At 66.0% G+C, this 23,737-nt stretch carries 18 protein-coding genes; 9 read left to right on the top strand and 9 right to left on the bottom strand.

Features of this window, described 5'->3' with window-relative positions; all coding sequences use genetic code 11:
* Nucleotides 1-45: 45 nt before the first annotated feature.
* Complete coding sequence (locus C7G41_RS34160) at nt 46-1,443, bottom strand: hypothetical protein (protein ID WP_199198761.1); 1,398 nt, start codon at nt 1,441-1,443, stop codon at nt 46-48.
* Between the two features lie 75 nt (nt 1,444-1,518).
* Between C7G41_RS34160 and C7G41_RS34155 the strand changes: the two genes are divergently transcribed.
* Nucleotides 1,519-2,715, top strand: a complete 1,197-nt coding sequence (locus C7G41_RS34155) for an MFS transporter (protein WP_106946649.1) — start codon at nt 1,519-1,521, stop codon at nt 2,713-2,715.
* Here C7G41_RS34155 and dgcA read toward each other — a convergent pair.
* Entirely contained in the window at nt 2,685-3,680 is a 996-nt protein-coding gene (gene dgcA, locus C7G41_RS34150; RefSeq protein ID WP_106946648.1) for an N-acetyl-D-Glu racemase DgcA, read from the bottom strand. The two genes, C7G41_RS34155 and dgcA, sit on opposite strands and share 31 nt — an antisense overlap.
* A 143-nt stretch (nt 3,681-3,823) precedes the next feature.
* On the opposite strand from dgcA, the gene C7G41_RS34145 reads away from it, so the two are divergent.
* The 3 genes from C7G41_RS34145 to C7G41_RS34135 are packed head-to-tail and all read left to right on the top strand — an operon-like array spanning nt 3,824 to nt 6,625.
* A complete protein-coding gene (locus tag C7G41_RS34145; RefSeq protein ID WP_106946647.1) occupies nt 3,824-4,957 on the top strand; it encodes an ABC transporter permease in 1,134 nt (377 codons plus the stop codon).
* A 2-nt stretch (nt 4,958-4,959) separates the two neighbouring features.
* On the top strand, nt 4,960-5,730 hold the full coding sequence (locus C7G41_RS34140) for an ABC transporter ATP-binding protein (protein ID WP_007612400.1): 771 nt from the start codon (nt 4,960-4,962) through the stop codon (nt 5,728-5,730).
* Between the two features lie 16 nt (nt 5,731-5,746).
* Nucleotides 5,747-6,625, top strand: a complete 879-nt coding sequence (locus C7G41_RS34135; RefSeq protein ID WP_106946646.1) for an MlaD family protein — start codon at nt 5,747-5,749, stop codon at nt 6,623-6,625.
* Between the two features lie 251 nt (nt 6,626-6,876).
* Here the strand turns inward: C7G41_RS34135 and C7G41_RS34125 are convergent, their stop codons facing one another.
* A complete protein-coding gene (locus tag C7G41_RS34125) occupies nt 6,877-12,585 on the bottom strand; it encodes a negative regulator of septation ring formation (protein ID WP_106946645.1) in 5,709 nt (1,902 codons plus the stop codon).
* 396 nt (nt 12,586-12,981) lie between these two features.
* Here C7G41_RS34125 and C7G41_RS34120 point away from each other — a divergent pair, with 396 nt between their 5' ends.
* Both C7G41_RS34120 and C7G41_RS34115 read left to right on the top strand, forming a co-directional pair.
* Nucleotides 12,982-13,356: an Hpt domain-containing protein gene (locus C7G41_RS34120; RefSeq protein WP_106946644.1), complete on the top strand. Its 375-nt coding sequence runs from the start codon at nt 12,982-12,984 to the stop codon at nt 13,354-13,356.
* Nucleotides 13,357-13,530: 174 nt separating this feature from the next.
* Nucleotides 13,531-13,851 carry a 2Fe-2S iron-sulfur cluster-binding protein gene (locus tag C7G41_RS34115; RefSeq protein WP_007602043.1) on the top strand — a complete coding sequence of 107 codons (321 nt, stop codon included), beginning with the start codon at nt 13,531-13,533 and terminating at the stop codon, nt 13,849-13,851.
* Nucleotides 13,852-13,863: 12 nt separating this feature from the next.
* On the opposite strand, the gene C7G41_RS34110 is transcribed toward C7G41_RS34115, so the two are convergent.
* Nucleotides 13,864-14,331 carry a thioesterase family protein gene (locus C7G41_RS34110; RefSeq protein WP_106946643.1) on the bottom strand — a complete coding sequence of 156 codons (468 nt, stop codon included), beginning with the start codon at nt 14,329-14,331 and terminating at the stop codon, nt 13,864-13,866.
* A gap of 179 nt (nt 14,332-14,510) precedes the next feature.
* Between C7G41_RS34110 and C7G41_RS34105 the strand changes: the two genes are divergently transcribed.
* The 3 genes from C7G41_RS34105 (at nt 14,511) to C7G41_RS34095 (ending at nt 16,899) form a co-directional block, all read left to right on the top strand.
* The gene (locus C7G41_RS34105) at nt 14,511-15,539 is read left to right on the top strand and encodes an NAD(P)/FAD-dependent oxidoreductase (RefSeq protein WP_106946642.1); all 1,029 of its coding nucleotides are present in this window, start codon (nt 14,511-14,513) and stop codon (nt 15,537-15,539) included.
* A 116-nt stretch (nt 15,540-15,655) separates the two neighbouring features.
* Nucleotides 15,656-16,258, top strand: coding sequence for a DUF2147 domain-containing protein (locus C7G41_RS34100; protein ID WP_199198760.1), 603 nt, complete (start codon nt 15,656-15,658; stop codon nt 16,256-16,258).
* Between the two features lie 284 nt (nt 16,259-16,542).
* The gene (locus tag C7G41_RS34095; protein WP_106946640.1) at nt 16,543-16,899 is read left to right on the top strand and encodes a hypothetical protein; all 357 of its coding nucleotides are present in this window, start codon (nt 16,543-16,545) and stop codon (nt 16,897-16,899) included.
* Nucleotides 16,900-17,053: 154 nt separating this feature from the next.
* On the opposite strand, the gene garD is transcribed toward C7G41_RS34095, so the two are convergent.
* The 5 genes from garD to C7G41_RS34070 all read right to left on the bottom strand — a co-directional run bounded on the left by garD (nt 17,054) and on the right by C7G41_RS34070 (nt 23,523).
* Nucleotides 17,054-18,595 carry a galactarate dehydratase gene (gene garD, locus C7G41_RS34090; RefSeq protein ID WP_106946639.1) on the bottom strand — a complete coding sequence of 514 codons (1,542 nt, stop codon included), beginning with the start codon at nt 18,593-18,595 and terminating at the stop codon, nt 17,054-17,056.
* Between the two features lie 118 nt (nt 18,596-18,713).
* Nucleotides 18,714-20,162: an aldehyde dehydrogenase family protein gene (locus C7G41_RS34085; protein WP_106946638.1), complete on the bottom strand. Its 1,449-nt coding sequence runs from the start codon at nt 20,160-20,162 to the stop codon at nt 18,714-18,716.
* A 17-nt stretch (nt 20,163-20,179) separates the two neighbouring features.
* On the bottom strand, nt 20,180-21,523 hold the full coding sequence (gene gudD, locus C7G41_RS34080) for a glucarate dehydratase (RefSeq protein WP_106946637.1): 1,344 nt from the start codon (nt 21,521-21,523) through the stop codon (nt 20,180-20,182).
* A 25-nt stretch (nt 21,524-21,548) separates the two neighbouring features.
* Nucleotides 21,549-22,493, bottom strand: a complete 945-nt coding sequence (gene kdgD, locus C7G41_RS34075; protein WP_106946636.1) for a 5-dehydro-4-deoxyglucarate dehydratase — start codon at nt 22,491-22,493, stop codon at nt 21,549-21,551.
* 124 nt (nt 22,494-22,617) lie between these two features.
* Complete coding sequence (locus C7G41_RS34070) at nt 22,618-23,523, bottom strand: LysR substrate-binding domain-containing protein (RefSeq protein WP_106946635.1); 906 nt, start codon at nt 23,521-23,523, stop codon at nt 22,618-22,620.
* Nucleotides 23,524-23,737: the final 214 nt, after the last annotated feature.

Here is a 23,737-nt window from a genome sequence, read left to right as displayed (position 1 = left end):
GCGCTTCGCTTGTCCGGGACACGAGACGGAGCAGGCCGCATCCCCCTACGAGAAGAACGCGATCTTCTCGGCCTGGGTCATGCGGCGGATCGGCGCCATGGGATCGTTGGCGGCGGCGCGGGGCTTTTGCAGGATGCCGCTGGCGAGGATGGTGGCGCCAAGTGAGGCTTCCGGAACCGGCGACGTCATCGGCAGCGTCGTGGCCTGCGCTGCGCCGAATGTCGCGGTGGCCGCCATGACCGGCGCCGGCTGCTCCATCACTTCGGCGGCGGCTTCCGCAATGGCGTTGGTGAGGCGCGCCAGCGATTCCATCGCGATCGGCGCTTCCTCTACGGGCTCCTCCACGACCGCTGCGGCGGCGACTGGCTCGGCTGCGGCCGGCTCCGGTGCGATCGGCTCCGGTATCTCGGCTGCAATGGGCGCTGCGGCCTCCGCAACCACCGGCTCCGGAACCGTCGCTTCGATCTCGACCGGTCCGATGATCTCGTCGAATTCCGGATCGGGCGCGGCCATCTCCAGCGCAATGGCCTCGAGGATGGCTTCGTCCTCGGCTTCGGCGGCGGCATCGAGCGAAAATTCGTCCGTCACCTCCGCGAAGGCCTCAGTGGCCGGCTCTTCAAAAGCGATGTCTTCAGGCGCGATCCGGCTCTCGGCGACGGTCTCCGGCTCGAGCGCGGCGTCCGTCGCCTGCTCGGCAACGGAGAAGGCCTCGGCGACGATTCCGGCCGCTTCCACGGCGGCTTCGGGCTTGATTGCCTCTGCGATGTCCTGCGGCGCCCCCGTACAAGCCACGGGTGCTTCGCTGGCCATCGCCGCAGGCGCGGCCTCCGGCAGCGGAGCTTCCGCAACGGGCGACGGCGCCTCCTGCACCGGAGCCGGCGAGGGGCGCGCGGCCTGCGGCGTTGAGTCAGCGTCGGTCTGGTCGATCCGGTCCTTGAGCAGGTCGAATGCGGCCTTGAGGTCGGCGCGGGGGTCGATGGTCGAAACCTGCGCGCAGGCCGCCTCGATGGAGGCGAGCTGCGAATCAATCAGGTCGCAGATTCGCCCGTCGGCGCCGATCTCGCGCCAGCGCCAGGAGATCTCCTTGATGATGCGCAGGCCGCGCGGGATCGGCGCGAGGCTTGCCTCGATCGCCGCGGGATCGAACGCTGCGATCGCGATCGTCTCGGCTTCGCGGATCGCGTGCCGGATCGCGACCAGCGCCTCGGGCAGGCGGTCCTCCACGACGGGTTGGCGCTGTGCCGCAAGGGTTTCTTCGATTTTCGCGACCGCGTCGAGCACCATGCGGGTGTCGGCATTGCGGTTGCGCTTGGCGTATTCGCCGAGGAACCAGCGGCCGCGCGCGGTCTCCAGGAAGGCCTCGCGGATCGCGTCGTAATCCTGCTCGTTCGGCTCGGCCGCGCGGGCAGACATAGGCGAGAGGGCGAATGCTTCGTTGGCCATGTCAATCTCGTCGCGCAAATCACCACGCGTTACAGTAACGATCACCACGATATCGACCGAATCGCAATTGGTTTGATGGCACCCGAATCACAAATCCCCATCGCAGCATCTCAGAAGCGGCGATTCGCCGTGAGCCTCGCGCTGTTCTATTCGGCCGTGTTCGCGGTGTCGGGAACGCATCTGCCGTTCTTTCCGGTCTGGCTGAAGGCGATCGGCATCGACGCGGCCTGGATCGGCCTCATCAACGCGCTGCCGGCGATCACGCGCTTCACCACGCTGCCGCAGATGACCGCCTTTGCCGAAAAGAGACATGCGATTCGCGCCGGCATGATGGTGTCCGTGCTGGCGACGGCGATCGGGTTCACGGCGGTCGGCTTGCAGCAGCAGCCGCTGGCGCTGTTCCTGATCTATGCGCTGACCTGCATGATGTGGACGCCGACCATGCCGCTCACCGACGCCTATGCGCTGCGCGGTGTCGCCCGCTACGGGCTCGATTACGGGCCGGTGCGGCTGTGGGGCTCGGCAGCCTTGGCGGCCGGCTCGCTCGCCTGCGGCTATCTCGTAGACCACATCGCGGCGCGCGATCTGATCTGGGTCATCGTCGCCTGGGCCGTGATTGCGGTCGCCGCCGGCATGCTGCTGCAGCCGCTTGACGATGTCAGGCGAAGGACGATTGCGGCGCACGCCAGCAAGGCGCTGCTGCGCGATGCCGGCTTCTGGGCCATCATCGTTTCGGCCGCGCTGATCCAGGGCAGTCACGTCGCGTATTATACGTTTTCGGCCATCAACTGGCAGGCCCACGGCCTCGGCGGGCTGACGATCGCGGGCCTCTGGACGTTAGGGGTGATCGCCGAGATCGTCGTGTTCGCGCTATCGCCGCGCTTCTCGCTGCACCCGTCCTCGCTCATGGCGATCGGGGGCGCGAGCGCGGTCGTGCGCTGGGTCGTCACCGCACACGATCCGCCGCTCGCGCTGCTCGCGGTCGTGCAACTCGGCCACGGCCTGACCTTCGGGATGACCATCCTCGGCACGATGAGTCTGCTGGTGCAGCGCGTGCCGTCGCATCAGATCGCGCGGGGGCAGGGCTATTACGCCGCGTGCAACGGGCTGCTGGGTGCGACCACCTCGATCGCGTCAGGGGCGATCTACGCCCGCATCGGCGATGGCCTCTATTACGTCATGGCTGCGATGGCCGCCGGCGGCGCGCTTGTGATCTGGTCGGCGCGGCACCGGCTCAAGGCTCAGCCCCAGAGCGACGAGTCCGGCGGGTAGACCAGGCTGTCATCGTAACGAAGCCCATGATCGCGGTCGTGCGCCAGCAGCAGCGGGCCGTCGAGATCGACGAAGCGCGCCTCCGGCGTCACCAGCATCGCCGGCGCCATTGACAGCGAGGTCGCGACCATGCAGCCGATCATGATCTCGAAGCCGAGCGCCTGAGCCACATCGGCCATCGCCAGCGCCTCGGTGAGGCCGCCGGTCTTGTCGAGCTTGATGTTCACGGCGTCGTAGCGCTCACGCAGAAGTGCGAGCGAGTGGCGGTCGTGCACGCTCTCGTCGGCGCAGACCACGAGCGGCCGCTTGATCCGCGCCAGCGCGTCGTCTTGGCCCGCGGGGAGCGGCTGCTCGACCAGGGTGACGCCGACGGCCTCGCAGGCCGCAAGATTGTGCTCCAGATTGGCCTCGGTCCAGGCCTCGTTGGCATCCACGATCAGCTCGGATTCGGGAGCGGCGTTGCGTACCGCGGCGATCCGCTCCCCGTCGCCGTCGCCGCCGAGCTTGATCTTGAGCAGCGGCCGGTGCGCCGCTTTGGCGGTCGCCGCCGCCATGGCCTCGGGCGTGCCCAGCGAGATCGTGTAAGCCGTGGTGCGTTCGCCCGGCGCGGGGCGGTCGAGCAGGCTCCAGGCGCGGACGCCGGCCGTCTTGGCTTCCAGATCGATCAGGGCACAATCCAGCGCGTTGCGGGCCGCGCCGGGCGGCATGGCGGCTTGCAAGGCCCGGCGGGTGAGGCCGCCGGCCACGGCCGCCTGCATGGCCTGGATGGCGGCAAGGGTCGCCTCGGGCGTCTCGCCATAGCGGGGATAGGGCACGCATTCGCCGCGGCCGGTCAGGCCGTCCCGGCTGACCTCGGCCACGACCGTGACGGCCTCGGTCTTGGCGCCCCGGCTGATGATGAAACTGCCCGCGATGGGAAAGCGCTCGATTCGCGCGGCGAGGGCAGGAACTTTGCTGGAAGTCATTTTGAACTCTGGCGAAATCTGAACCTGCTGGTTACCTCTAGCAACTAAGGTTAACCAGTTGGGGATACCTTCTCTGGGTAAGGGCGCGTGCGCAACCATCTGATTTCATCCGTTTCTCGCGCCCCGGCACGGGAGCGGACATCTTGAACGGCGATCCGAAGCTGGAACGGATTGCCAAGGGCAATGCGCTGGCACTCTGCGCCACCGGAACCTGGACCGCGAGCTTCGCGCCGGTCCTGGAGCGGATGGTGGCTGACGCCGAGAAGCTCGCCGGCGGCTCGCAAAGCATCTTCATCGACGTTTCCGAGGTCTCCAAGCTCGACACCTTCGGCGCCTGGCTGATCGAGCGGCTGCGCCGCAGCCTGACGCAGGGCGCCGTCGAGACGCAGATCGCCGGCCTCTCCGCCAATTATTCGAGCCTCGTGGACGAGGTGCGGCGGGTCAGGGCGATGCCCGTGACCGACACCAGTGCTGTCACCATCACCGGCATGCTGGAGCAGATCGGCCAGACCGTGGCCGGTATTGCCGGCACGGTCGCAGGCCTGATCGACATGCTCGGCGCGGTGCTCGCAGCGGGCGCGCGCACCTTGATACACCCGCGCTCGTTCCGCCTGACCTCGACCGTGCATCATCTCGAGCAGGTCTGCTGGCGCGCGGTGCCGATCGTCGTGCTGATCACCTTCCTGATCGGCTGCATCATCGCCCAGCAGGGCATCTTCCATTTCCGCAGGTTCGGCGCCGACATCTTCGTCGTCGACATGCTCGGCGTGCTGGTGCTGCGCGAGATCGGCGTGCTGCTGGTCGCGATCATGGTCGCCGGCCGCTCGGGCAGCGCCTACACCGCCGAGCTTGGCTCGATGAAAATGCGCGAAGAGATCGACGCGCTGCGCACCATGGGATTCGATCCGATCGAGGTGCTGGTGCTGCCGCGCATGCTGGCGCTGGTGCTGGCGCTGCCGATCCTGGCCTTCCTCGGCGCGATGGCCGCGCTCTATGGCGGCGGTCTCGTCGCCTGGCTCTATGGCGGCGTCGATCCCGAAGCCTTCCTGCTGCGCCTGCGCGACGCCATCTCGATCGACCATTTCATCGTCGGCATCGTCAAGGCACCGGTGATGGCCGCTGTGATCGGCATCGTCGCCTGCGTCGAGGGCCTCGCCGTGCAGGGCAGTGCGGAATCGCTCGGTCAGCACACGACGGCGTCGGTGGTGAAGGGTATCTTCTTCGTCATCGTCATGGATGGCGTGTTCGCCATCTTCTTCGCCTCGATCGGGATGTGACGATGGCAGGCGAGATCCAGAACCCCATCATCCGCGTCCGCGACATCACCGTGCAGTTCGGCGCGACGCGCGTGCTCGACGGGCTGGACCTCGACGTCAAGCGCGGCGAGATTCTTGGCTTCGTCGGCCCTTCCGGCGCGGGCAAGTCCGTGCTGACACGCACGATCATCGGCCTCGTGCCGAAGGTCGCTGGCAGCATCGAGGTGTTCGGCGTCGACCTGGATGCCTCCAACACGTCGCAGCGTCGCAACGTGGAGCGGCGCTGGGGCGTGCTGTTCCAGCAGGGCGCGCTGTTCTCCTCGCTCACGGTGCGGCAGAACATCCAGTTTCCGATGCGCGAATATCTGCGGGTGTCGCAGCGGCTGATGGACGAGATCACCATCGCCAAGCTCACCATGGTGGGTCTCAAGCCCGAAGTGGCGGATCGCTTTCCGTCGGAACTCTCGGGCGGCATGATCAAGCGCGTGGCGCTGGCCCGCGCGCTGTCGCTCGACCCGGATCTCGTCTTCCTGGACGAGCCGACCTCGGGCTTGGACCCGATCGGCGCCGGCGACTTCGACGAGCTGGTCAGGACGCTGCAGCGGACTTTGGGGCTGACCGTTTTCATGGTAACCCACGATCTCGATAGCCTTTACACAGCATGTGACCGCATCGCCGTTTTAGGGAACGGTAAGATCATTGCGGCAGGGTCGATCGCCGACATGCAGGCCTCGCAGCATCCCTGGCTGAGACAATATTTCCATGGCAAGCGCGCTCGCGCGGTGATGGGCTGAGGTGCCGGAGTAGCTGATGGAAACGCGCGCAAATTACGTGCTGATCGGGTCGTTCACGCTGGCGGTGATCGCGGCTGCGATCGGCTTCGTGCTGTGGTTTCAGTCGTTGCACACAACCAAACAGCGCAGCCCCCTGCGCGTCGTGTTCGAGGGCCCGGCCGCGGGCCTGCGCAACGGCGGCAGCGTCAATTTCAACGGTATCCGGGTAGGCGAGGTGGTCTCGGTGAAGCTCGACAACCCGCGGCGGGTTGTCGCACTCGCCATGGTCGAGAACAACGCCCCGATCCGCAAGGACACCCTGGTCGGGCTCGAATTCCAGGGCCTGACCGGCGTCGCCGCGATCTCGCTCAAGGGCGGCGAGGAGGCCGCGCCGTCGCCGCCGCTCGACGAGGACGGCATCCCGACCCTGACGGCCGATCCCAACAAGCTCCAGGACGTCACCGAGGCGATCCGCGGCACGCTCCAGAACATCAACAAGATCGTCGCCGACAATCAGGAGTCGGTGAAGAACTCGCTGAAGAATCTGGAGACCTTCACCAACTCGCTCGCCCGCAACTCGGAGAAGATCGACGGCGTGATGGCCAAGGTCGACGGCGTCATGCTCAAGGCCGACAGCCTCATGCTCGGCCTCAACACGCTCGCCGGCGGCAAGGACGGCGGCGAGCTGTTTCAGGCGGTGAAGTCGATCCGCGAACTGGCCGACGATTTCGACAAGCGCTCCGGCGCATTGATGACCGACGGCCGCCGCACGCTCGGCGACATCAGCCGCGCCGTGATCAATTTCGACCGCAACCCGACCCGCGTCCTGTTCGGCGCCAGCAACAGCGCGCCGCCGGCCGCTCCGCCGCCGCCGCCAGAGCCGCCGAAGCCCGCGGCGCCGCCGAGGCGGCAGTAGCGGCAATCGTGCTTCCCCGGCGTCGTCCTGGCGAAAGCCAGGACCCATACCGCGAGGTCCATCGATTGCATTCGATCGGAGTACCGAACGACGGGTCTTCGCCAAACTCCTCCCTGGGGTAATGGGTCCTGGCTTTCGCCAGGACGACATCGAATGTTTGGTCGGCCGCTTCATTCATCATAACGAGCTCTCAAACAAAAACGGAGGCCGCGAGGCCTCCGTTTCCTTATTCGTCATTTGCGAGCTGGGTCTTATCCCAGCCGGCCCGCCGCGTGCGCGAGCAGCGTGTACACCAGGCCCGTCTCCGAGGTCAGGTGGTTGCGCAGCTCCTGCGGGCCGCGGCCGTCGCGGGCGACTTCGTCGAGCAGGCGTTCGAACTCGGCGACATAGCGGTCGACCGTGCCCTTGAAGTTGCGGTCGGAGCGATACTTGCGGGCGACCTCGTCGAAGGCCTTCTGGCCGGCGGGCGTGTAGAGCCGCTTGGTGAAGGCCTTGTTCTCGCCGCGCTGGTAGCGGTCCCACATCTCGGACGCGAGGTTGCGGTCCATCAGCCGGCCGATGTCGAGCGACAAGGATTCCAGCGGATTGCCGCCACCTTGCGGAGCCTGCGGCTGCGGCGCCGGTGCAGCCTGGCGGCCGCGCTGGGGCTCACGTCCGGTGGGCGCACCCTGGTTGGCGTCCGTGCGGCTCAGCAGGTCAGACAGCCAGCCGTCGCGGCCCTGGTCGTTGCCGGCCGGCGCGACCGGCGGCGCTTCGGTGCGGCGCGAGGAGGCCGGCATGCCGAGGTCCGGCGGCGGCAACGTCGAGGCGCTGGCGCTCTCGCGCATGCGCGTCTCGGTGCTGCGCGCGCCGACGGCGGCCAGCATCGGCTCTTCCTGGCGCTGCACGGTGGCGCGGCCCGTCGTAGAGACGTCGAGGCCACGGCCATGCTGGGCCACGATGCGGTTGAGCTCGGCGAGGGCCTCGATCTGGTCGACGATCACCTTGCGCATCTGCGCAGTGCTCTCGGCGGCCTCCTGGGGCATCTCGAGCACGCCGCGGCGCAGCTCGTTGCGGGTGGCTTCGAGCTCGTTGTGCATCTCGAACGCCATCTGCTTCATGCTGGAGACGAGGTTGGTGAACTTCTCGGTCGACTGCTTGAACATCGCATCCGCCTCGTCGGTGGTCTGGCGGTAGATGTCGTGCATGGCCTCGACGGTCTGCCGGTGCTCCTCTTCGGAGGCCGACCGCACCGCCTCGAACTGGCGGGTGATCGCGGCGGAACCGGCGCCGGCGGTCTCCGCGACGACGCGGGCGATGTCGCGGGCACGCTCTTCGGCGGCGGCCAGCGATTCATCGAGCAGGCCGGTGAAGCGCGACAGGCGCTGGTCGAGATCGGCCGTGCGCAGGTCGATCGTGGTGACGAGCGATTCCAGCGCCTCCTTGCGTTCGGCGAGCGAGGCGGTGGTGTTCTTGTTGCTCTGCTCGACGACCTGCGCAGCCTCGACCAGTGCCTTGCCGTGCGCGTCGAACTGGGTCGACAGCTCGCCGAGATCCTGGAGCGCCCGCGTGGTCTTGCTGTTGAAGACGTTGAGCTGGTCTTCCAGGTTCTGCGTCGCAGCGCCGTTGCGCGAGGTGACGTCGTTCATCGCCGAGACGAAGTCGGCGACGCGGGTCACCAGCGCCCGCTCGAGCGAGTTCAGGTTGTCGTGCGCACCGGTCAACACCTCCTGGAGCAGGATGTTGCCTTCGCGCAGGCGCTCGAACAGGGCGACTGTGTCGGTGCGCAGGATCTTGCTGGTCTCCTGCATCTCGGTGACGGCCGCGATCGAGACCTGGCGCGACTGGTCGATCGCCGCGCGGGAGGCCTGCTCGAGGTCCTTGAGCGACTTGTTGACGGCACCCGTCGCCATCTCGCTCGCCGAGTTGATGGTTCGCGCCACCTCGGAGCCGTTGCCCATCATGGTCTGCGAGAACGCGTGGCCGCGCGTCTCGATCGACTTCAGCGCGTCGGACGTGACGCGATCGATGTCGAGCGTGAGCTGGCTGGTCTTCGAGCCGATCGCGTCCACGAGCGAGCCGCGCTTGGCGTCGATCATGTTGGCGAGACGGTCGGACTGCTGCTGCACGTAGGTGACGATCTCGTCGGTCTTGCCGGTCATGGCCTGGCCGAAGCTGCTGCTGGCGGCGAGCACCGAGCGCTCGACGTCCGCCGAGCTCGACTTGACCCGCGAGCTCGCCTCGTTGGAGGCGTTGATCAACGCGTTCTGGGCGTTGAGCGCGCTGGTCTGGATGTCGTTGGTGGCGTTCGCGGTGGCCGTGCTCAGCGTACGCTCGATCTCGCTCGAGATCGTGCGGATCTGGCTTGCGGCATCCGCCGAGGTCGAGGTCAGCGAGGTCTGCGCTTCACGTGCGCTGTTGAGGATGGTCGAGGCGGTGTCGGCGCCGACCGAGGTCAGCGTGCGTTCGATGTCGATGGTCAGCGACTTGATCTGGCCTGCTGCGTCCGTCGAAGCGGAGATCAGCGTGCCCTGGGCCTCGCGTACGCCGCTGGTGAGCGCCTCGATGGTGGCGCCGCCGGCGGTCGCCAGCGCGCGCTGCATCTCCGCCGCCAGCGAACGGACCTGGCCGGTCTGTTCGGCGGAAACCGCCAGCAGGGTGCTCTGGGCATCGCGGGCGCTGGTCGTGATCGTCTCGGCAGTCGACTGACCGACCTGCGAGAGCGACCGATGCACTTCGGCGGCGAGAGACTTGACCTGGCTCGCCGCATCCGAGGATGCGTTGACGAGCGTGCTCTGGGCTTCGCGGGCGCCGGTCATGATGGTCTCGGCTGTTGCGGTGCCCGCCATCGAGAGCGAGCGCTGCACGTCCGAGGACAGCGCCTTGATCTGGTTGGCGGTCTCGCTCGAGGCCGCGATCAGCGCGCTCTGCGCATCGCGGGCGCCGGCGGTGATCGATTCCGCCGTGGTGGTGCCGGCCATCGACAGAGAGCGCTGCACGTCGGCGGTGAGGGTCTTGACGTGGTTGGCCGCATCCGAGGACGCCGTGACGAGCGTGGTCTGCACCTCGCGGGCGCCGGCCAGGATCGAGGCGGCGGTCGCCGAGCCAGCCGACGACAGCGTGCGTTCGACGTCGGCCGCGAGCCCCTTGATCTGGTTGGACGCATCGCCCGACGCGGCGACCAGCGTCGACTGCGCTTCGCGGGCGCTGGTCAGGATCGAGTTCGCAGCACCGGTGCCGACAGCGGTCAGCGCGCGCTCGACCTCGGCGGAGGTCATCTTGAGCTGGGCGTTGACGTCGGAGGAGACCGTCATCAGCGACTGCTGCGCGGTGCGCGCACCGGTCTGGATGGTCTCGCTGGTGTTGACGACGAGGTTGGTGAGCGAGCGCTCGGCGTCCTCGACATGCGAGCGGATCGCGGTCGAGATCATCTCGGCGCGCGACATCATGTCCTCGCTGGCCTGGCGTCCGCTGCTCTCGATGCGGCCGGCGACGGCCTCGACGCGCGAGCCGAGCAGGTCCTCGAATTGCGCCACGCGCACGTCGATGTCGCTGGCGACCGAGCCGACCTTGGTCTCGATGGCCTGCTGGATGTCCTGGAAGCGCGCCGTGACCGTGTCGGTCAGGTGCATGCTGCGGCCGTCGATGATCTCGGTGACGCCGGTGATGCGGCGGTCGACCGCCTCGATCGCCTGCGCGGTGCCGTCCGTGAGCGTCGAGGTCAGGAGGGTGAGGCGGGTGTCGATCGACTGCACGGCCTGCGAGGCGCCGTTCGTCACCGCGGTGGTCAGATAGGTGAGGCGCGTGTCGATGGATTCGAGCGCCTGCGACGCGCCGCCGGTGAGGGTGGTCGTCAGATGCGTGAGGCGCGTGTCGATCGTCTGGATGGTCTGCGATGCGCCATCCGTCAGCGAGGTCGTGAGGTGGTTGAGGCGGTTGTCGATCGTCTCGATCGCCTGCGATGCGCCATGGGTCAGCGAGGTCGTGAGATGGGTGAGGCGGGAGTCGATCGACTGGATCGCCTGCGCGGCACCGTCGGTCAGCGACGAGGCGAGGGTGTTGAGCCGTCCGTCGATGGTCTCGGTGACCGACTTCGCACGGGTATCGAACGACTGTTCGAGCGCGGCGACGCGGCCGACGAGCTGCTCGTCGAAGGTCTTGATGTGACCATCGATCGTCGAGTCGAGGCTGGAGATTTTGTCGTTCAGCGAGGTGTCCAGGTTGCTGACGCGCTCGCGGACCGTGGTCTCGAACTGCACCAGGCGTTGGTCGAGCACAGCCGTGATGGCGCCGCCGTTGGAGGTGAAGCGGGTGTCGAAATTGTCGACATAGGTCTTCAGCGATTCATGGATGTCCTGGGTGCGCTGGCCCATCCGATCGACGATCTCGCCGCCGAAGGTCTTCACGGTGCGGTCGAACTCGGAAATGTGGCGGGTGATCAATGCGCCCAGCGTGCCGGAGTCGCGGGCGAACTTCTCGACCAGCTCGGTGCCCTGGTTCTTCACCAGTTCGTCGAAGGCGCTCATCTGCAGCGACAGCGAGTCGTGCGCGGTCTCGGTCTGGCTGACGACCTTGGCGACCAGCGTGTTGACGGTGGCGTCGAGGGCTTCGCTCGCCTTGTCGCCGGAGGTCATGATGTGGCCGGCGAGGCGGTTGCCGGCGTCGTCGATCTTGGCGGAGAGGTCGTTGGAGCGCAGCTCGAGCTCGAGCAGCAGCGAGTCCGACGAATTCTTCAGGCTGTCGTGCACCTGCTCGGTGCGCTCGGAGATGCCGTCGACGATCGCGGCGGAGCGCTGCTCGAACTCGCCTGTGATGCGGTCGATGCGCTCGTTCAGCATCTCGTGGACGCGGTCGGCGAGGTCGACGAACTCGTCGTGGACATGGCCGGTCTTGAAATTGAGGCTGGTGGTCAGCCGCTCGCTGGCGTCGAGCACGGCGCGCGTGGTCTCGTTGCTGGCCTCCTCGAGGCGGTCGAGCAGGTCGCCGCCGCGCTCGCCGAGGGCCAGGATCATGTTGTCGCCGGCGTTGCTGAGCGCACCGGTGATGTGGGCGCCGCGCTCTTCGAGTGCGCCGGTGATGGACTTGGCGACCTCGTCGACGCGCGAGGCGATCGCGTCCGAGATCAGCGCAATGTCATGGCGCAAATCGATCTGCACGCCGGAGATGGCGCTGCGGACCTGCTCGGCCTGGCCGACCAGATTGTCGCGCTGATGTGCGATGTCCTGGAGCAGGGCGCGGATGCGCACCTCGTTGTCGGAATAAGCGCGTTCGAGCGCCGCGACCTCGTTGGCGACCAGCGTCTCGAGCTCGCCGGCGCGCGCGATGGCGCGCTCGATGCCGTCGCCCATCGCCGCAACCTCGCGGCGGATGGCCTGGCCGACGGTGACCATCGAATCCGAAGCCGAGCCTTCCGGCTCGGAGAAGCGGATCGCAACCTGGGCCATCGCCTGCGCGACCGAGCTCATTTGCTGGCCGCGCCAGACGAGGCTCGCCAGGAAGAAGAACAGCATGATCGGGGCGAAGAACATCGTGACGAGGCCGGCAATGGCCAACACGCCGCCGCTCTGGCCCATCGCCGCCTGGATCGAAGGCAGGAAGCCGACCGTCAGCGCGGCGCAGGCCGCCAGCCAGATGACGGTGAAGATTGTCGCGCCGGTGTAGATGTTGCGGGTCGGGCGTCCCGTCTGCAACGTCTGCAAGAGCTGGCCGATGGTCGCACGGTCGTCATTGGCGGCGCGGCGCGAGGAGCGCGGCTCCTCGATCTGGTCGAACATCGCGCGTTCGTTCGCGGCGGGGCGCGCGTCGAAGCTCGGTTCGTCGAACATCGGGGGCGCCGGTGGCACGACCGGGGGCGGCGTTTCGCTGCGCATCGAGGCATTGCGGCTGGTGTCCGCGGCCGTGTCGCTGATGTTCAGGGCTTCCTGGATTGCAGAAAGCGCATCTTCTGTGGGGTCTTTGACCTTTTTCGGAGTGTTTGCCATGTTCAGTCCGAGCCCTCGTTACTTGTACGCGTCCCCCCGCGAGCTCTGCGCGCTACGCAAGCCCACAGTCCGGATCATGCCGCTTGCGCGGATCTCCGAGCCATCCCCACCCGGACGGCTTGTCCGCCAATTTCTCCAACATCCTATTGGCAGAGCGTCGCGAATGAAATGCCCGCGATTAAGACATTCTTAATCATCGTTAACAGGATCGCGCCGTAAGGCCTTAGCAATAAATGCAATTCTCCACCGGACTCGCCGGATTGCGGCAACTTTACGTCAATAAACAGGCAGATTTGCGCAAAACGGCCGGAACATTTCGTTAACCATTTCCATGCTTGGGTAGAGGGAACTTGACCGCCGGACCGGCGGACATCGCGCGATGCCGGGGCCTGCGCCATGACGCCTGAACTGCAACGGATGGACTGGATGCCCTCGCCCCCGCTTGCACCCATCGACAGCCCGCTCGACCTCGATCATCTCTCCCGCATGACACTCGGCGATTCCGAGCTGGAGCAGGAAGTACTGGCGATGTTTGCCGAGCAGGCGGTGCGCCTGATCGCGGCGATGGCAGCGCTGCCAGCCGAGACTGGCGCACTCGCCCACAAGCTCAAGGGCTCGGCGCGCGGGATTGGCGCCTTTGCGGTAGCGGATGCCGCGGCCAGCCTGGAGACCGCGATCCTGACCGGCCAGGGCCGGCCTCACGCCTTCGCCGCGCTGAAAGAGGCGGTGACCGAGGCTCGCGCCGCCATCGAGGCGATCCTCAACCCTTAAACCCTCGGGGCGCGAGGGCGAGAACCACGCTCTAGTCTTTTGTTTTGACGGGTTTTCTTCCCGCGAAACGGTATTCGCGACTTCATCAAAACGCTATGGCGCCGGGCTGACCGACCCGTTATAGGACAGCCCGGACCCTCCTTCATTCCCTAGATCGCGGCAGTACGAGCACACATGGCCAAAATTCACTTTGTCGATCACAAGGGCGAAACCCGTACGGTGGACGTCGAGAACGGCGCGACTGTGATGGAAGCCGCCATCCGCAACAGCATTCCCGGCATCGAGGCCGAATGCGGCGGCGCCTGCGCCTGCGCCACCTGCCATGTCTATGTCGACGAAGCGTGGCGCGAGAAGGTCGGCAGCCCGACGCCGATGGAAGAGGACATGCTCGATTTCGGCTTCGACGTGCGCCCGAACTCGCGTCTGTCCTGCCAGATCAAGGTCTCCGACGATCTCGACGGCCTCGTGGTGGCGACACCGGAACGCCAGGCCTAACTCTCTTACCTGTCATGAGCTGGGCTGCGCGACCTCGATGCCGCGCTTGTGCCAGGGTCTGAGCTTCTCGAGCACTTCTGAGGTCAGCGGTGCCGGCCGTCGCGTCGCCTCGTCGAGCATGACGCCGACTGACGTCGCAGACGCAATGCACTTCCCGTTCGAAAACACGACCTGCTCGAACGTCACCGATGTCCGCCCGAACTTCACCACGCCGAGGCCGAGCTCGATCGTATTCGGCCAGTGCAACTCGGCGCGAAAATGCATGTCGAGCCGCACCATGATCCAGGCAAGTCCCGGCGGCGTCAGGCCGTATTCCGGGAGCTTCATCAGCGTGACACGGCCGGTCTCGAAATAGGTAGCGTAGACCGCATTGTTGACGTGCTGGTTGGGGTCGAGATCGCCGAAGCGGACGTTGTCGCTGAGGCGAAAAGGGTAGTCCTCCAGGCGCGGCGTCGTATCGAGGCGGCTTGGTGCGTTCACCGATTGATCTCCGTCATAGCGTTGCTGGTTACAGCCCAGTTATCCTGACCCGGCAAGTGGGTGCGGCTGCGGGGCGCTCCCGCTTTTATGCCTTCCCTGATCCATCCCCGTTGGCTAGACAGGCAAGGTCACCTCGGCCCAAGGGCGCCGTCCCACCGAACGATCGATAAAGAGACGACATGAGCGACGCGATCAAAACCGATGTGCTGATTATTGGCGCCGGCCCCTGCGGTCTGTTCGCCGCCTTCGAGCTGGGCCTTCTCGACATGAAGACGCACTTCGTCGACATCCTCGACAAGGTCGGCGGCCAGTGCGCAGAACTTTATCCGGAAAAGCCGATCTACGACATTCCCGGCATTCCGCAGGTTTCGGGGCAGGGCCTCACCGACGCGCTGATGGAGCAGATCAAGCCGTTCCATCCGACCTTCCATCTCGGCGAGATGATCGAGACCGTGGAGAAGATCGGCGATCCGCTGTTCCGCTGCACGACGGACGCCGGCAAGGTGTTCGAATGCAAGGTGCTGGTGATCGCTGCGGGCGGCGGCTCGTTCCAGCCCAAGCGTCCGCCGGTGCCGGGGATCGAAGCCTATGAGGGAAGCTCGGTGCACTACGCCGTGCGCAAGATGGAGACGTTCCGCGACAAGAACGTGCTGATCGTGGGCGGCGGCGATTCCGCGCTCGACTGGACGCTCAATCTGCATCCGATCGCCAAGCGCATGACGCTCTTGCACCGTCGCGACGATTTTCGCGCCGCGCCCCACAGCGTCGAGCAGATGCGCGCGCTGGTCGCGGCCGGCAAGATGGATCTGCGCCTCGGCCAGGTCACCGCGCTGTCAGGCAACGAGGGCAAGCTGAGCGGCGCCACCGTCAAGGGCAACGACAACAGCGTGACCGAAATCACTTGTGACACCATGCTGCCGTTCTTCGGGCTGACGATGAAGCTCGGGCCGGTCGCGAACTGGGGCATCGCGCTGGAGAACAATCTGGTGCCGGTCGAGACATCCGCGTTCGAGACCAACGTGGCGGGCATTTTCGCGATCGGCGACATCAACACCTATCCCGGCAAGCTCAAGCTGATCCTGTGCGGCTTCCACGAGGGCGCGCTGATGTCGCAAAAAGCCCATCGCTACGTCTATCCGGAGAAGCGGCTCGTGTTCCAGTACACGACCTCGTCCTCCAGCCTGCAAAAGAAGCTCGGCGTCAACTGATTGGGGCGGGCGATGCCCCATGTTTCTGGTGCTGGAACAGTTCGCGAAATCGCCGTAGTCTGCGGCCATTGCGGTAGGCGGCTTAGCAAGGCGATTAGCTCAGCAAGGTGATGATAATGCGGACTCTCTTTTCCAACTTTCGGCTGTTCTCGCTCCTCGCGCTCGCGATGGCGCTCGGTGCGGTGAGCCCGGTTGTGGCGCAAGTGCAGCAGCCGACCGCCGCGGGCCTGTGGCAGAAGGTCGAAGACGGCAAGACGGTGGGATGGTTCCTCTTCATCGACCATAACGGCATCTTCGAAGGCGTCATCGCGAAAACCTTTCCGCGTCCTGGCGACGACCCGAACGAGATCTGCGCGAAATGCGCGGACGATCGCAAGAACGCGCCGGTGCTCGGGCTCTCCTTCATCCGCGACATGAAGCGCGACGGCTTGAAGTATGACGGCGGCAACGTGGTCAATCCGCGCGACGGCAACATCTGGAAGGCCAAGATGACGGTCAGTCCGGATGGGCAGACGCTGACGATGCGCGGCTTCCTCGGCATTTCCCTGTTCGGCAAGGACGAGACCTGGACGCGTCTTCCCGACGCCAACATCGCGCAGGTCGATCCCGCCATTGTCGCGAAATATCTCCCGGCGCAAGCGACCGCCGCGACCAAGCCGGTGCCTGCGGCACCGGCGAAGAAGGGCGGCGCGATGATGGCGCCGGCGCCGAAGCAGTAGCGCGTTCCCGCTTAGCTCCAGTGTCATTCCCCGCGAAGGCGGGGACTTCAGTACGCCGCGGCTTCTTCGGATTCTCCCGCGCAAAGTGCAGCTCGTTTGCGGGCAGCCGGTCGAAAGCCGCGGCCCGCCAGTAGTTCCCCGGAATGCGCGGTGGCGCCGGATTTGCATAGCTATCCGCAAAGCTGTTGGGGGAATGAGTCGCCGTCCTTGACGCCTTCGCCGAGTCGCGGAAGGCGGACGGCACCTATCGCCCCGCGGCGGTGATTTTGATCCGCGGAGACGACATGAGACGTGCAATATCGTGTGCCGCCATGCTGCTGGTCCTGGCGGTGCTGCTGACGGCCCCGACGCTGGCACGCGACGACGGGCGCTACGCCAACTCGCCGTTAAAACCCTGGTTCGAGAGCCTGCACAGCGAATACGGCCAGTGCTGCTCGGATGCCGACGGCTATGTGGTCGCCGATGTCGACTGGGAATCCGACAAGGGCCGTTATCGCGTGCATCTCGACGGCGAGTGGGTGGTCGTGCCCGACGGCGCCGTCATCACCGAGCCGAACAAGATCGGCCGCACCATGGTGTGGAAGCACTATATCGACGGCCATCCGCGCGTGCGCTGCTTCATGCCGGGCAGCATGACGTAGAGCGAAGCGTCATCCCGGGCGATGCGTCGCGTCGAACCCGGAATGGCGTGGAGGCTTAGCGCGCCTCGTTCTTCGCGCTCACGCTCGCAAGCCGCTTCACGCGTGGCGACAGCACCGACATTTGCGCGGGCGCGGCAGTGTCCGCGCGCAGCGCTCACGTCACCGGCGCCGGATTGAACAGCGTCAGATCGTTGTGGATGCCCCAGCGATCCGACCACGGCTTGGTGCGGCCGCTCGCGACGTCGAGGATCAGGCGGAACAGGTCCCAGCCGGTTTCCTCGATCGTCTTCTCGCCGGTCGCGATGCCTCCCGCATCGAAATCGATCAGGTCCTTCCAGCGTCGCGCCAGCTCGGTCCGGGTCGCGACCTTGATCACGGGCGCAGCCGCAAGGCCGTAGGGCGTGCCGCGGCCGGTGGTGAACACCTGCAGCGTCATGCCGGAGGCGAGCTGGAGCGTGCCGCAGATGAAGTCGGACGCCGGCGTTGCCGCAAACAGCATGCCCTTCTGCGTTGCCTTCTCACCGGGCGAGAGCACGCCGGTGATTGCGCTTGATCCCGACTTGACGATCGACCCGAGCGACTTCTCGACGATATTCGCCAAGCCGCCCTTCTTGTTGCCCGGGGTGGTGTTGGCGCTGCGGTCGGCGCCGCCGCGGGCCAGATAGGAATCGTACCAGGCCATCTCGCGGACCAGGGCGCGGCCGACGTCCTCGTTGATGGCGCGTCGGGTGAGGAGCTGGATCGCGTCGCGCACTTCGGTGACTTCCGAGAACATCACGGTGGCGCCGGCGCGCACCAGCAGGTCGGCGGCGAAGCCGACGGCGGGGTTCGCGGTCACGCCGGAGAAGGCGTCGCTGCCGCCGCATTGCAGGCCGATGACGAGATCGGCGGCCGGGCAGGTCTCGCGGGTGCGCTTGTTGAGGATTTTCAGGCGGGCCTCGGCCTGGGTCATGATCGCCTCGACGATGGCGCCAAAGCCGTCGAAGGCTTCGTCCTGCATGCGCACGATGGCATTGCTGACGCCTTCCGGCACCAGACGCTCGGGCGCTAGCTTCTCGCAGCCGAGGCTGATGACCAGGATCTCGCCGCCGAAATTCGGGTTCTGCGCGATGTTTTGCAGCGTGCGGATCGGAATCACGGCATCAGGCGCGTTGATGGCGACGCCACAGCCATAGGCATGCGTCAGCGGCACGACGTCGTCGACATTCGGATATTTCGGCAGCAGCTCGGCGCGGATGCGCTTCACCGCATATTCCATCGTGCCCTTGACGCATTGCACGGAGGAGGAGATGCCGAGGATGTTCTTGGTGCCGACCGAGCCGTCGGAATTGCGAAAACCTTCGAACGTGAAATCTTCCAGCGGTGGAAGGGGAGCGGGAACGGCGGTGGAGATTTCCAGCTTGTCGAGGGCAGGGGCCTCGGGCATGCGGATGCGGGCTTCGTCCACCCATTCGCCGGCCAGGATCGGCGCGAGCGCATGGCCGATCACCTCGCCGTAGCGGATGATCGGGGCGTCCTGCGGGATATCGACCAGCGCCGTCTTGTGGCCTTGCGGCACGAAGGCGCGCAGCGTCAGCCCGCTGGCGAAGCGGGAGCCGGCGGGAAGCCCGAAATCATTGACAACGATCGCGACGTTGTCACGCTCGTTGAGCTTGATGTAGCGGGGCTGCTCTTTCGCCGCGACTGACTGGTCCATGGAGGGACTCCGAAGTGTAGGGCGGGCTAGCGCAGCGTAACCCACCACCGTCTGCATCCGTCGAACCAGAAGAGGTGGGTTACGCTGCGCTAACCCACCCTACGTCACCTACGATCCATCAACCGGGATAGGTATAGGCGGTCTTCACCGTCGTATAGAACTCGCGGGCATAGGAGCCCTGCTCGCGGGCGCCGTAGCTCGAACCCTTCCGGCCGCCGAACGGCACGTGATAGTCGACGCCGGCGGTCGGCAGATTGACCATAACCATGCCGGACTCGCTGTTGCGCTTGTAGTGCGAGGCGTATTTCAGGCTCGTGGTGCAGATGCCGGAAGCAAGGCCGAACTCGGTGTCGTTGGAGATCGCCAGCGCCTCCTCGTAGTTCTTTGCGCGAATGACGGTTGCCACCGGGCCGAAGATTTCTTCGCGCGCGATCCGCATGTTGTTGTTGGCTTCGGTGAACAGCGCCGGCTGGAGATAGTGGCCGGGCGTTTCGCGCTTGAGCAGCTCGCCGCCGAAGGCGAGCTTGGCACCTTCGTCCTGGCCGATCTTGATGTAGCGCAGGTCCTGGTCGAGCTGGCTCTGGTCGACGACCGGGCCGATATGCACGCCGGCCTTGAGCGCGTCGTCCACCGTCAGGCCTTTCAGGCGCTCGGCCATTGCCGCGACGAAGCGGTCATGGATGCCTTCGGTGACGATCAGGCGGGACGAGGCGGTGCAGCGCTGGCCGGTCGAGAAATAGGCGCCGTTGACGGCGACTTCGACGGCGTTCTTGAGGTCGGCGTCGTCGAGCACGACCAGCGGGTTCTTGCCGCCCATCTCGAGCTGGAACTTCTTCATCGGGTTCGACAGCACGCAGGCCTGTGCGATCTTGCGACCCGTCTGCACCGAACCGGTGAAGGAGATCGCGGCGACGTCGGGGTGCTCGAGCAGCGTCTGGCCGACCACCGAGCCGGAGCCGACCACGAGGTTGAACACGCCGGCGGGAATGCCGGAACGGGTGATGATCTCGGACAGCGCATGCGCCGAGCCCGGCACCAGCTCGGCCGGCTTGAACACCACGGTGTTGCCATAGCAGAGCGCCGGGGCGATCTTCCAGGCGGGGATCGCGATCGGGAAATTCCAGGGCGTGATCATGCCGATGATGCCGACCGGCTCGCGGGTGAGCTCGACGTCGAGACCGGGACGCACCGAGGCGCCCTTCTCGCCGATCAGGCGCAGCGCTTCGCCGGCGAAGAACGCAAAAATCTGGCCGGCACGGGCGACCTCGCCGATACCCTCGGGCAGCGTCTTGCCTTCCTCGCGAGCGAGCAGGCGGCCGAGCTCTTCCTTGCGGGCGATGATTTCGAGAGAGATTTTGTTCAGTGCGTCATAGCGCACCTGCGGCGTCGACTGCGCCCAGGCGGGGAAGGCGGCCTTGGCGGCTGCGATGGCCTTCTCGGTCTGCGCCTTGTCGGCCTTGGCGTATTCGCCGACGACGTCGTTGGTGTTGGAGGGGTTGATGTTCTTGGTGACGGCGGAGCCATCGACCCATTCGCCGCCGATGAAGTTCTTCAGGATCGCAGTCATAGCTTCCTCCAGAGTTTTTAACGAACCAGGCAGGGACGCTTGTCGTCGAAGGTCCAGCCGGGGATCAGGTCCTGCATGGCAATAGCGTCATCGCGGGCGCCGAGTCCATGCTGCTTGTAAAGGTCATGCGCGGCGTCGATGGCGGCCCTGTCGATTTCGATACCCAGGCCCGGCCTATCGGGCACGGCGATCTTGCCGGCCTTGATCTGGAGCGGCTCCTTGGTCAGGGCCTGGCCGTCCTGCCAGATCCAGTGCGTGTCGATCGCGGTGACCTTGCCGGGGGCGGCGGCGCCGACATGGGTGAACATGGCAAGCGAGATGTCGAAATGGTTGTTGGAGTGCGAACCCCAGGTCAGGCCGTTGTCGCGGCAGGTCTTAGCCACGCGCACCGAGCCTTGCATGGTCCAGAAATGGGGATCGGCCAGCGGAATGTCCACCGCGCCGAGGCGCAGCGCATGGGACAATTGCCGCCAATCGGTCGCGATCATGTTGGTCGCGGTCGGTAGCCCCGTGGCGCGGCGGAACTCCGCCATGATCTCACGGCCGGAGAAGCCGTCTTCGGCGCCGCAGGGGTCCTCGGCATAGGCGAGGATGCCGTGCATGTCCTTGCAGAGGCTGACGGCCTCGTCGAGCGACCATGCGCCGTTCGGGTCCAGGGTCACGCGCGCATTCGGAAAGCGCCTGGCGATCGCGGTGACGGCCTCGATCTCCTGCTCGCCGCGCAGCACGCCGCCCTTCAGCTTGAAATCGGCGAAGCCGTAATGGTCGTGGGTGGCTTCCGCGAGCCGCACCACGGTCTGCGGCGTCATCGCCTCCTGATGGCGGAGGTTGAACCACTCGGGCTTGCCGCTCTCGCCGCTGACATAGTCGAGCTTGCTTTTGCGCCGGTCGCCCACGAAGAAGAGATAGCCGAGGGTCTCGACACTGTTGCGCTGCTGGCCCTCGCCAAGCAGGGCTGCGACGGGCAGATTGAGATGTTGACCGAGCAGATCGAGCAGCGCCGACTCCACGGCCGTGACGGCGTGGATCATGACGCGGAGATCGAAAGTCTGCTTGCCGCGGCCGCCGGCATCGCGATCGGCGAAGGCGGTCCTGATATCGGCGAGGATGTTGTTCATCGCACCGACGGTCTTGCCGATCACGAGATCACGGGCGTCCTGCAGCGTCTGCCAGATCTTCTGCCCACCCGGCACCTCGCCGACGCCGGTGTGACCGGCATTGTCGGTAAGGATGACGATATTGCGGGTGAAGAACGGCGCATGCGCGCCGCTCAAATTGAGGAGCATGCTGTCACGGCCTGCGACCGGGATCACCTGCATCGCGGTGACGACCGGTGCGCCAGTGATCTCGGTCTTGGCCATCGCAGGCTCCTCCCTGTGTCGTTTGTTATTCTGCAGCCTGTTGTGACGATCGGATGGCAGGCAGATTTCTCACGAGCGCCGTGACTTCCGCGATCTCCTGCTCGGTGAGGTCGGTCAGCGGCGGGCGGACCGGGCCGGAATCGCGGCCGATCACCTTCATGCCAGCCTTGATGATCGAGACCGCATAGCCCTTCTTGCGGTTGCGGATCGCGATCAGCGGCAGGATGAAGTCCTTCAGGCCGGCGTGGATCGTCGCGTGGTCGCGCTTGCGCACGGCGGCGTAGAAGTTGGTGGCGAATTCCGGAACGAAGTTGAATACCGCCGAGGAGTAGGTGGTCACGCCCATGTCGAGATAGGGCAGCGCAAACGTCTCAGCGGTCGGCAGGCCGCCGATATAGGTGAGGCGGTCGCCGAGCTTGGTGTAGACGCGGGTCATCAGCTCGATGTCGCCGATGCCGTCCTTGTAGCCGACGAGGTTCGGGCAGCGTTCGGCGAGGCGGGCGAGCGTATCGGGCTGGAGGATGGCGTTGTCGCGGTTGTAGACGATGACGCCGATCTTGACGGAGGCGCAGACCGCTTCCACATGGGCAGCAAGACCGTCCTGCTCGGCATGGGTGAGATAGGGCGGCAGCAGCAACAAGCCGTCGGCGCCGGCCTTTTCCGCGCCGATCGCGATCTCGCGCGCGGTGGCGGTGCCGTAGCCGGTGCCGGCGAGCACGGGCACCCGGCCCTTGGTCTCGTCTACGGCGATCTTGACGACCTGCGGAACCTCGGCCGCCGTCAGCGAGAAGAACTCGCCGGTGCCGCCGGCGGCGAACAGGCCTGCGACGTCATAGCCGCACAGCCAGTCCATGTTGGCGCGATAGGTCGCCTCGTCGAAGGAGTAATCCGCCTTGAACGGCGTGACGGGGAAGGACAGGAGGCCGGATCCGATCTTCTGGGCCATTTCCTGCGGGGTCATCTTGCTCATGGGCGCTGCTCCCTGGTCTCGTGTTGTGGAGGACGCAAAGGCTGCGCGTCCATGCGCCGTGGTTTAGGAGACCGTTCGATGCGGGTCCAAGCCAAAGCCTATATCGACCAATGCGAAATCAGCATCAATCTTCCATCGCCTCCGCCGAGGACAATTCGCTCGCGATTTTGACGAGCGCCGACAGCAGCGGGTTCTCGTCGTCGCGGCGCCAGACCATGAACAGCTCGACCGGGACGCGCGTGCGCAGCTTCAGCGGCCGCAGGCGGACGTCCGCGATCTTCAGGCTCGCCGCTGCCGCCGGCACGATAGCGAGGCCGAGGCCGGCGCGCACCATGGCGAGTATCGAGTGGATCTGGCTCAGGTGCTGGACGTAGCGCGGCAGGATGTCGGCGCGGGTGAACAGCGCCACCAGCACGTCGTGAAAGTAGCGGCTCTCATAGGGCGAATACATCACGAAGGGCTGGTTGTCGAAATCCTTGATCGTGATGTACTCGGCATTCGCCAGCGGATGCTTTTTCGGGATCGCGGCGAGCAGGGGCTCGGCGACGACGCGGCGGCTGGCGATTTCGGGGCGCGCGATCGGGGGCCTGAGCAGGCCGGCATCGATCTGACCCGAGGTCAGCGCCTCGAACTGGTCGCCCGACACCATCTCCTTCAGTGAGAAGTCCACCTCGGGCAGCTTGGCGCGGCAGGCGGCGACGAGTTCGGGGAGGAAGCCGTAGGCGGCGGCCGCGGTGAAGCCGATCTTCAGCGAGCCGGACTTGCCGAGCGCGATACGACGGGCGACCTGCGAGGCGCTTTCCGCAAGCTTCAGGATGCGCCGCGCCTCCGGCAGGAAGCTGCGCCCGGCGGGCGTCAGGCGCACGGAGCGGCTGGTACGCTCCAGCAGCGGCGCGTCGATGATGTGCTCGAGCACCTGGATCTGCCGCGACAGCGGCGGCTGGGTCATGTTCAGCCGTGCGGCGGCGCGGCCGAAATGCAATTCCTCCGCCACCGTGACGAAACAGCGGAGCTGATTGAGGTCGAACATCGATACATGCCTTAGATGGATAAGGCGTTTCCCCGGCGCTTCTAGCATCGATTACTCCCAAAACAAAGACGGCGGCCGTGAAGCCGCCGTTAGTTGCCTGGTCAAGCTCCCATGGGAGCCCTCAGAGCCTGACCGGAAAAGGGTGAGCGGCTTTGGCTGGCCTGTGATTCCTTCGGATTTGCAAAGATTCGAGGGAGGACACCATGCCATGGAC

The sequence above is a fragment of the Bradyrhizobium sp. MOS002 genome (assembly GCF_003020115.1).
GTDB lineage: Bacteria > Pseudomonadota > Alphaproteobacteria > Rhizobiales > Xanthobacteraceae > Bradyrhizobium.
Note: the sequence above shows the minus strand (reverse complement) of the source record. Positions and strands in the feature narration are given on the sequence as shown.

Bases quoted from the DNA above. Each gene is read 5' to 3' on its own strand.
- gudD (WP_106946637.1), bottom strand. From the start codon at position 21,523: ATGGCCAAGACCGAGATCACTGGCGCACCGGTCGTCACCGCGATGCAG.
- C7G41_RS34125 (WP_106946645.1), bottom strand. From the start codon at position 12,585: ATGGCAAACACTCCGAAAAAGGTCAAAGACCCCACAGAAGATGCGCTT.
- C7G41_RS34095 (WP_106946640.1), top strand. From the start codon at position 16,543: ATGAGACGTGCAATATCGTGTGCCGCCATGCTGCTGGTCCTGGCGGTG.
- C7G41_RS34085 (WP_106946638.1), bottom strand. From the start codon at position 20,162: ATGACTGCGATCCTGAAGAACTTCATCGGCGGCGAATGGGTCGATGGC.
- C7G41_RS34120 (WP_106946644.1), top strand. From the start codon at position 12,982: ATGACGCCTGAACTGCAACGGATGGACTGGATGCCCTCGCCCCCGCTT.
- garD (WP_106946639.1), bottom strand. From the start codon at position 18,595: ATGGACCAGTCAGTCGCGGCGAAAGAGCAGCCCCGCTACATCAAGCTC.
- C7G41_RS34140 (WP_007612400.1), top strand. From the start codon at position 4,960: ATGGCAGGCGAGATCCAGAACCCCATCATCCGCGTCCGCGACATCACC.
- kdgD (WP_106946636.1), bottom strand. From the start codon at position 22,493: ATGAGCAAGATGACCCCGCAGGAAATGGCCCAGAAGATCGGATCCGGC.
- C7G41_RS34070 (WP_106946635.1), bottom strand. From the start codon at position 23,523: ATGTTCGACCTCAATCAGCTCCGCTGTTTCGTCACGGTGGCGGAGGAA.
- C7G41_RS34100 (WP_199198760.1), top strand. From the start codon at position 15,656: ATGCGGACTCTCTTTTCCAACTTTCGGCTGTTCTCGCTCCTCGCGCTC.
- C7G41_RS34160 (WP_199198761.1), bottom strand. From the start codon at position 1,443: ATGGCCAACGAAGCATTCGCCCTCTCGCCTATGTCTGCCCGCGCGGCC.
- C7G41_RS34135 (WP_106946646.1), top strand. From the start codon at position 5,747: ATGGAAACGCGCGCAAATTACGTGCTGATCGGGTCGTTCACGCTGGCG.
- C7G41_RS34155 (WP_106946649.1), top strand. From the start codon at position 1,519: ATGGCACCCGAATCACAAATCCCCATCGCAGCATCTCAGAAGCGGCGA.
- dgcA (WP_106946648.1), bottom strand. From the start codon at position 3,680: ATGACTTCCAGCAAAGTTCCTGCCCTCGCCGCGCGAATCGAGCGCTTT.
- C7G41_RS34105 (WP_106946642.1), top strand. From the start codon at position 14,511: ATGAGCGACGCGATCAAAACCGATGTGCTGATTATTGGCGCCGGCCCC.
- C7G41_RS34115 (WP_007602043.1), top strand. From the start codon at position 13,531: ATGGCCAAAATTCACTTTGTCGATCACAAGGGCGAAACCCGTACGGTG.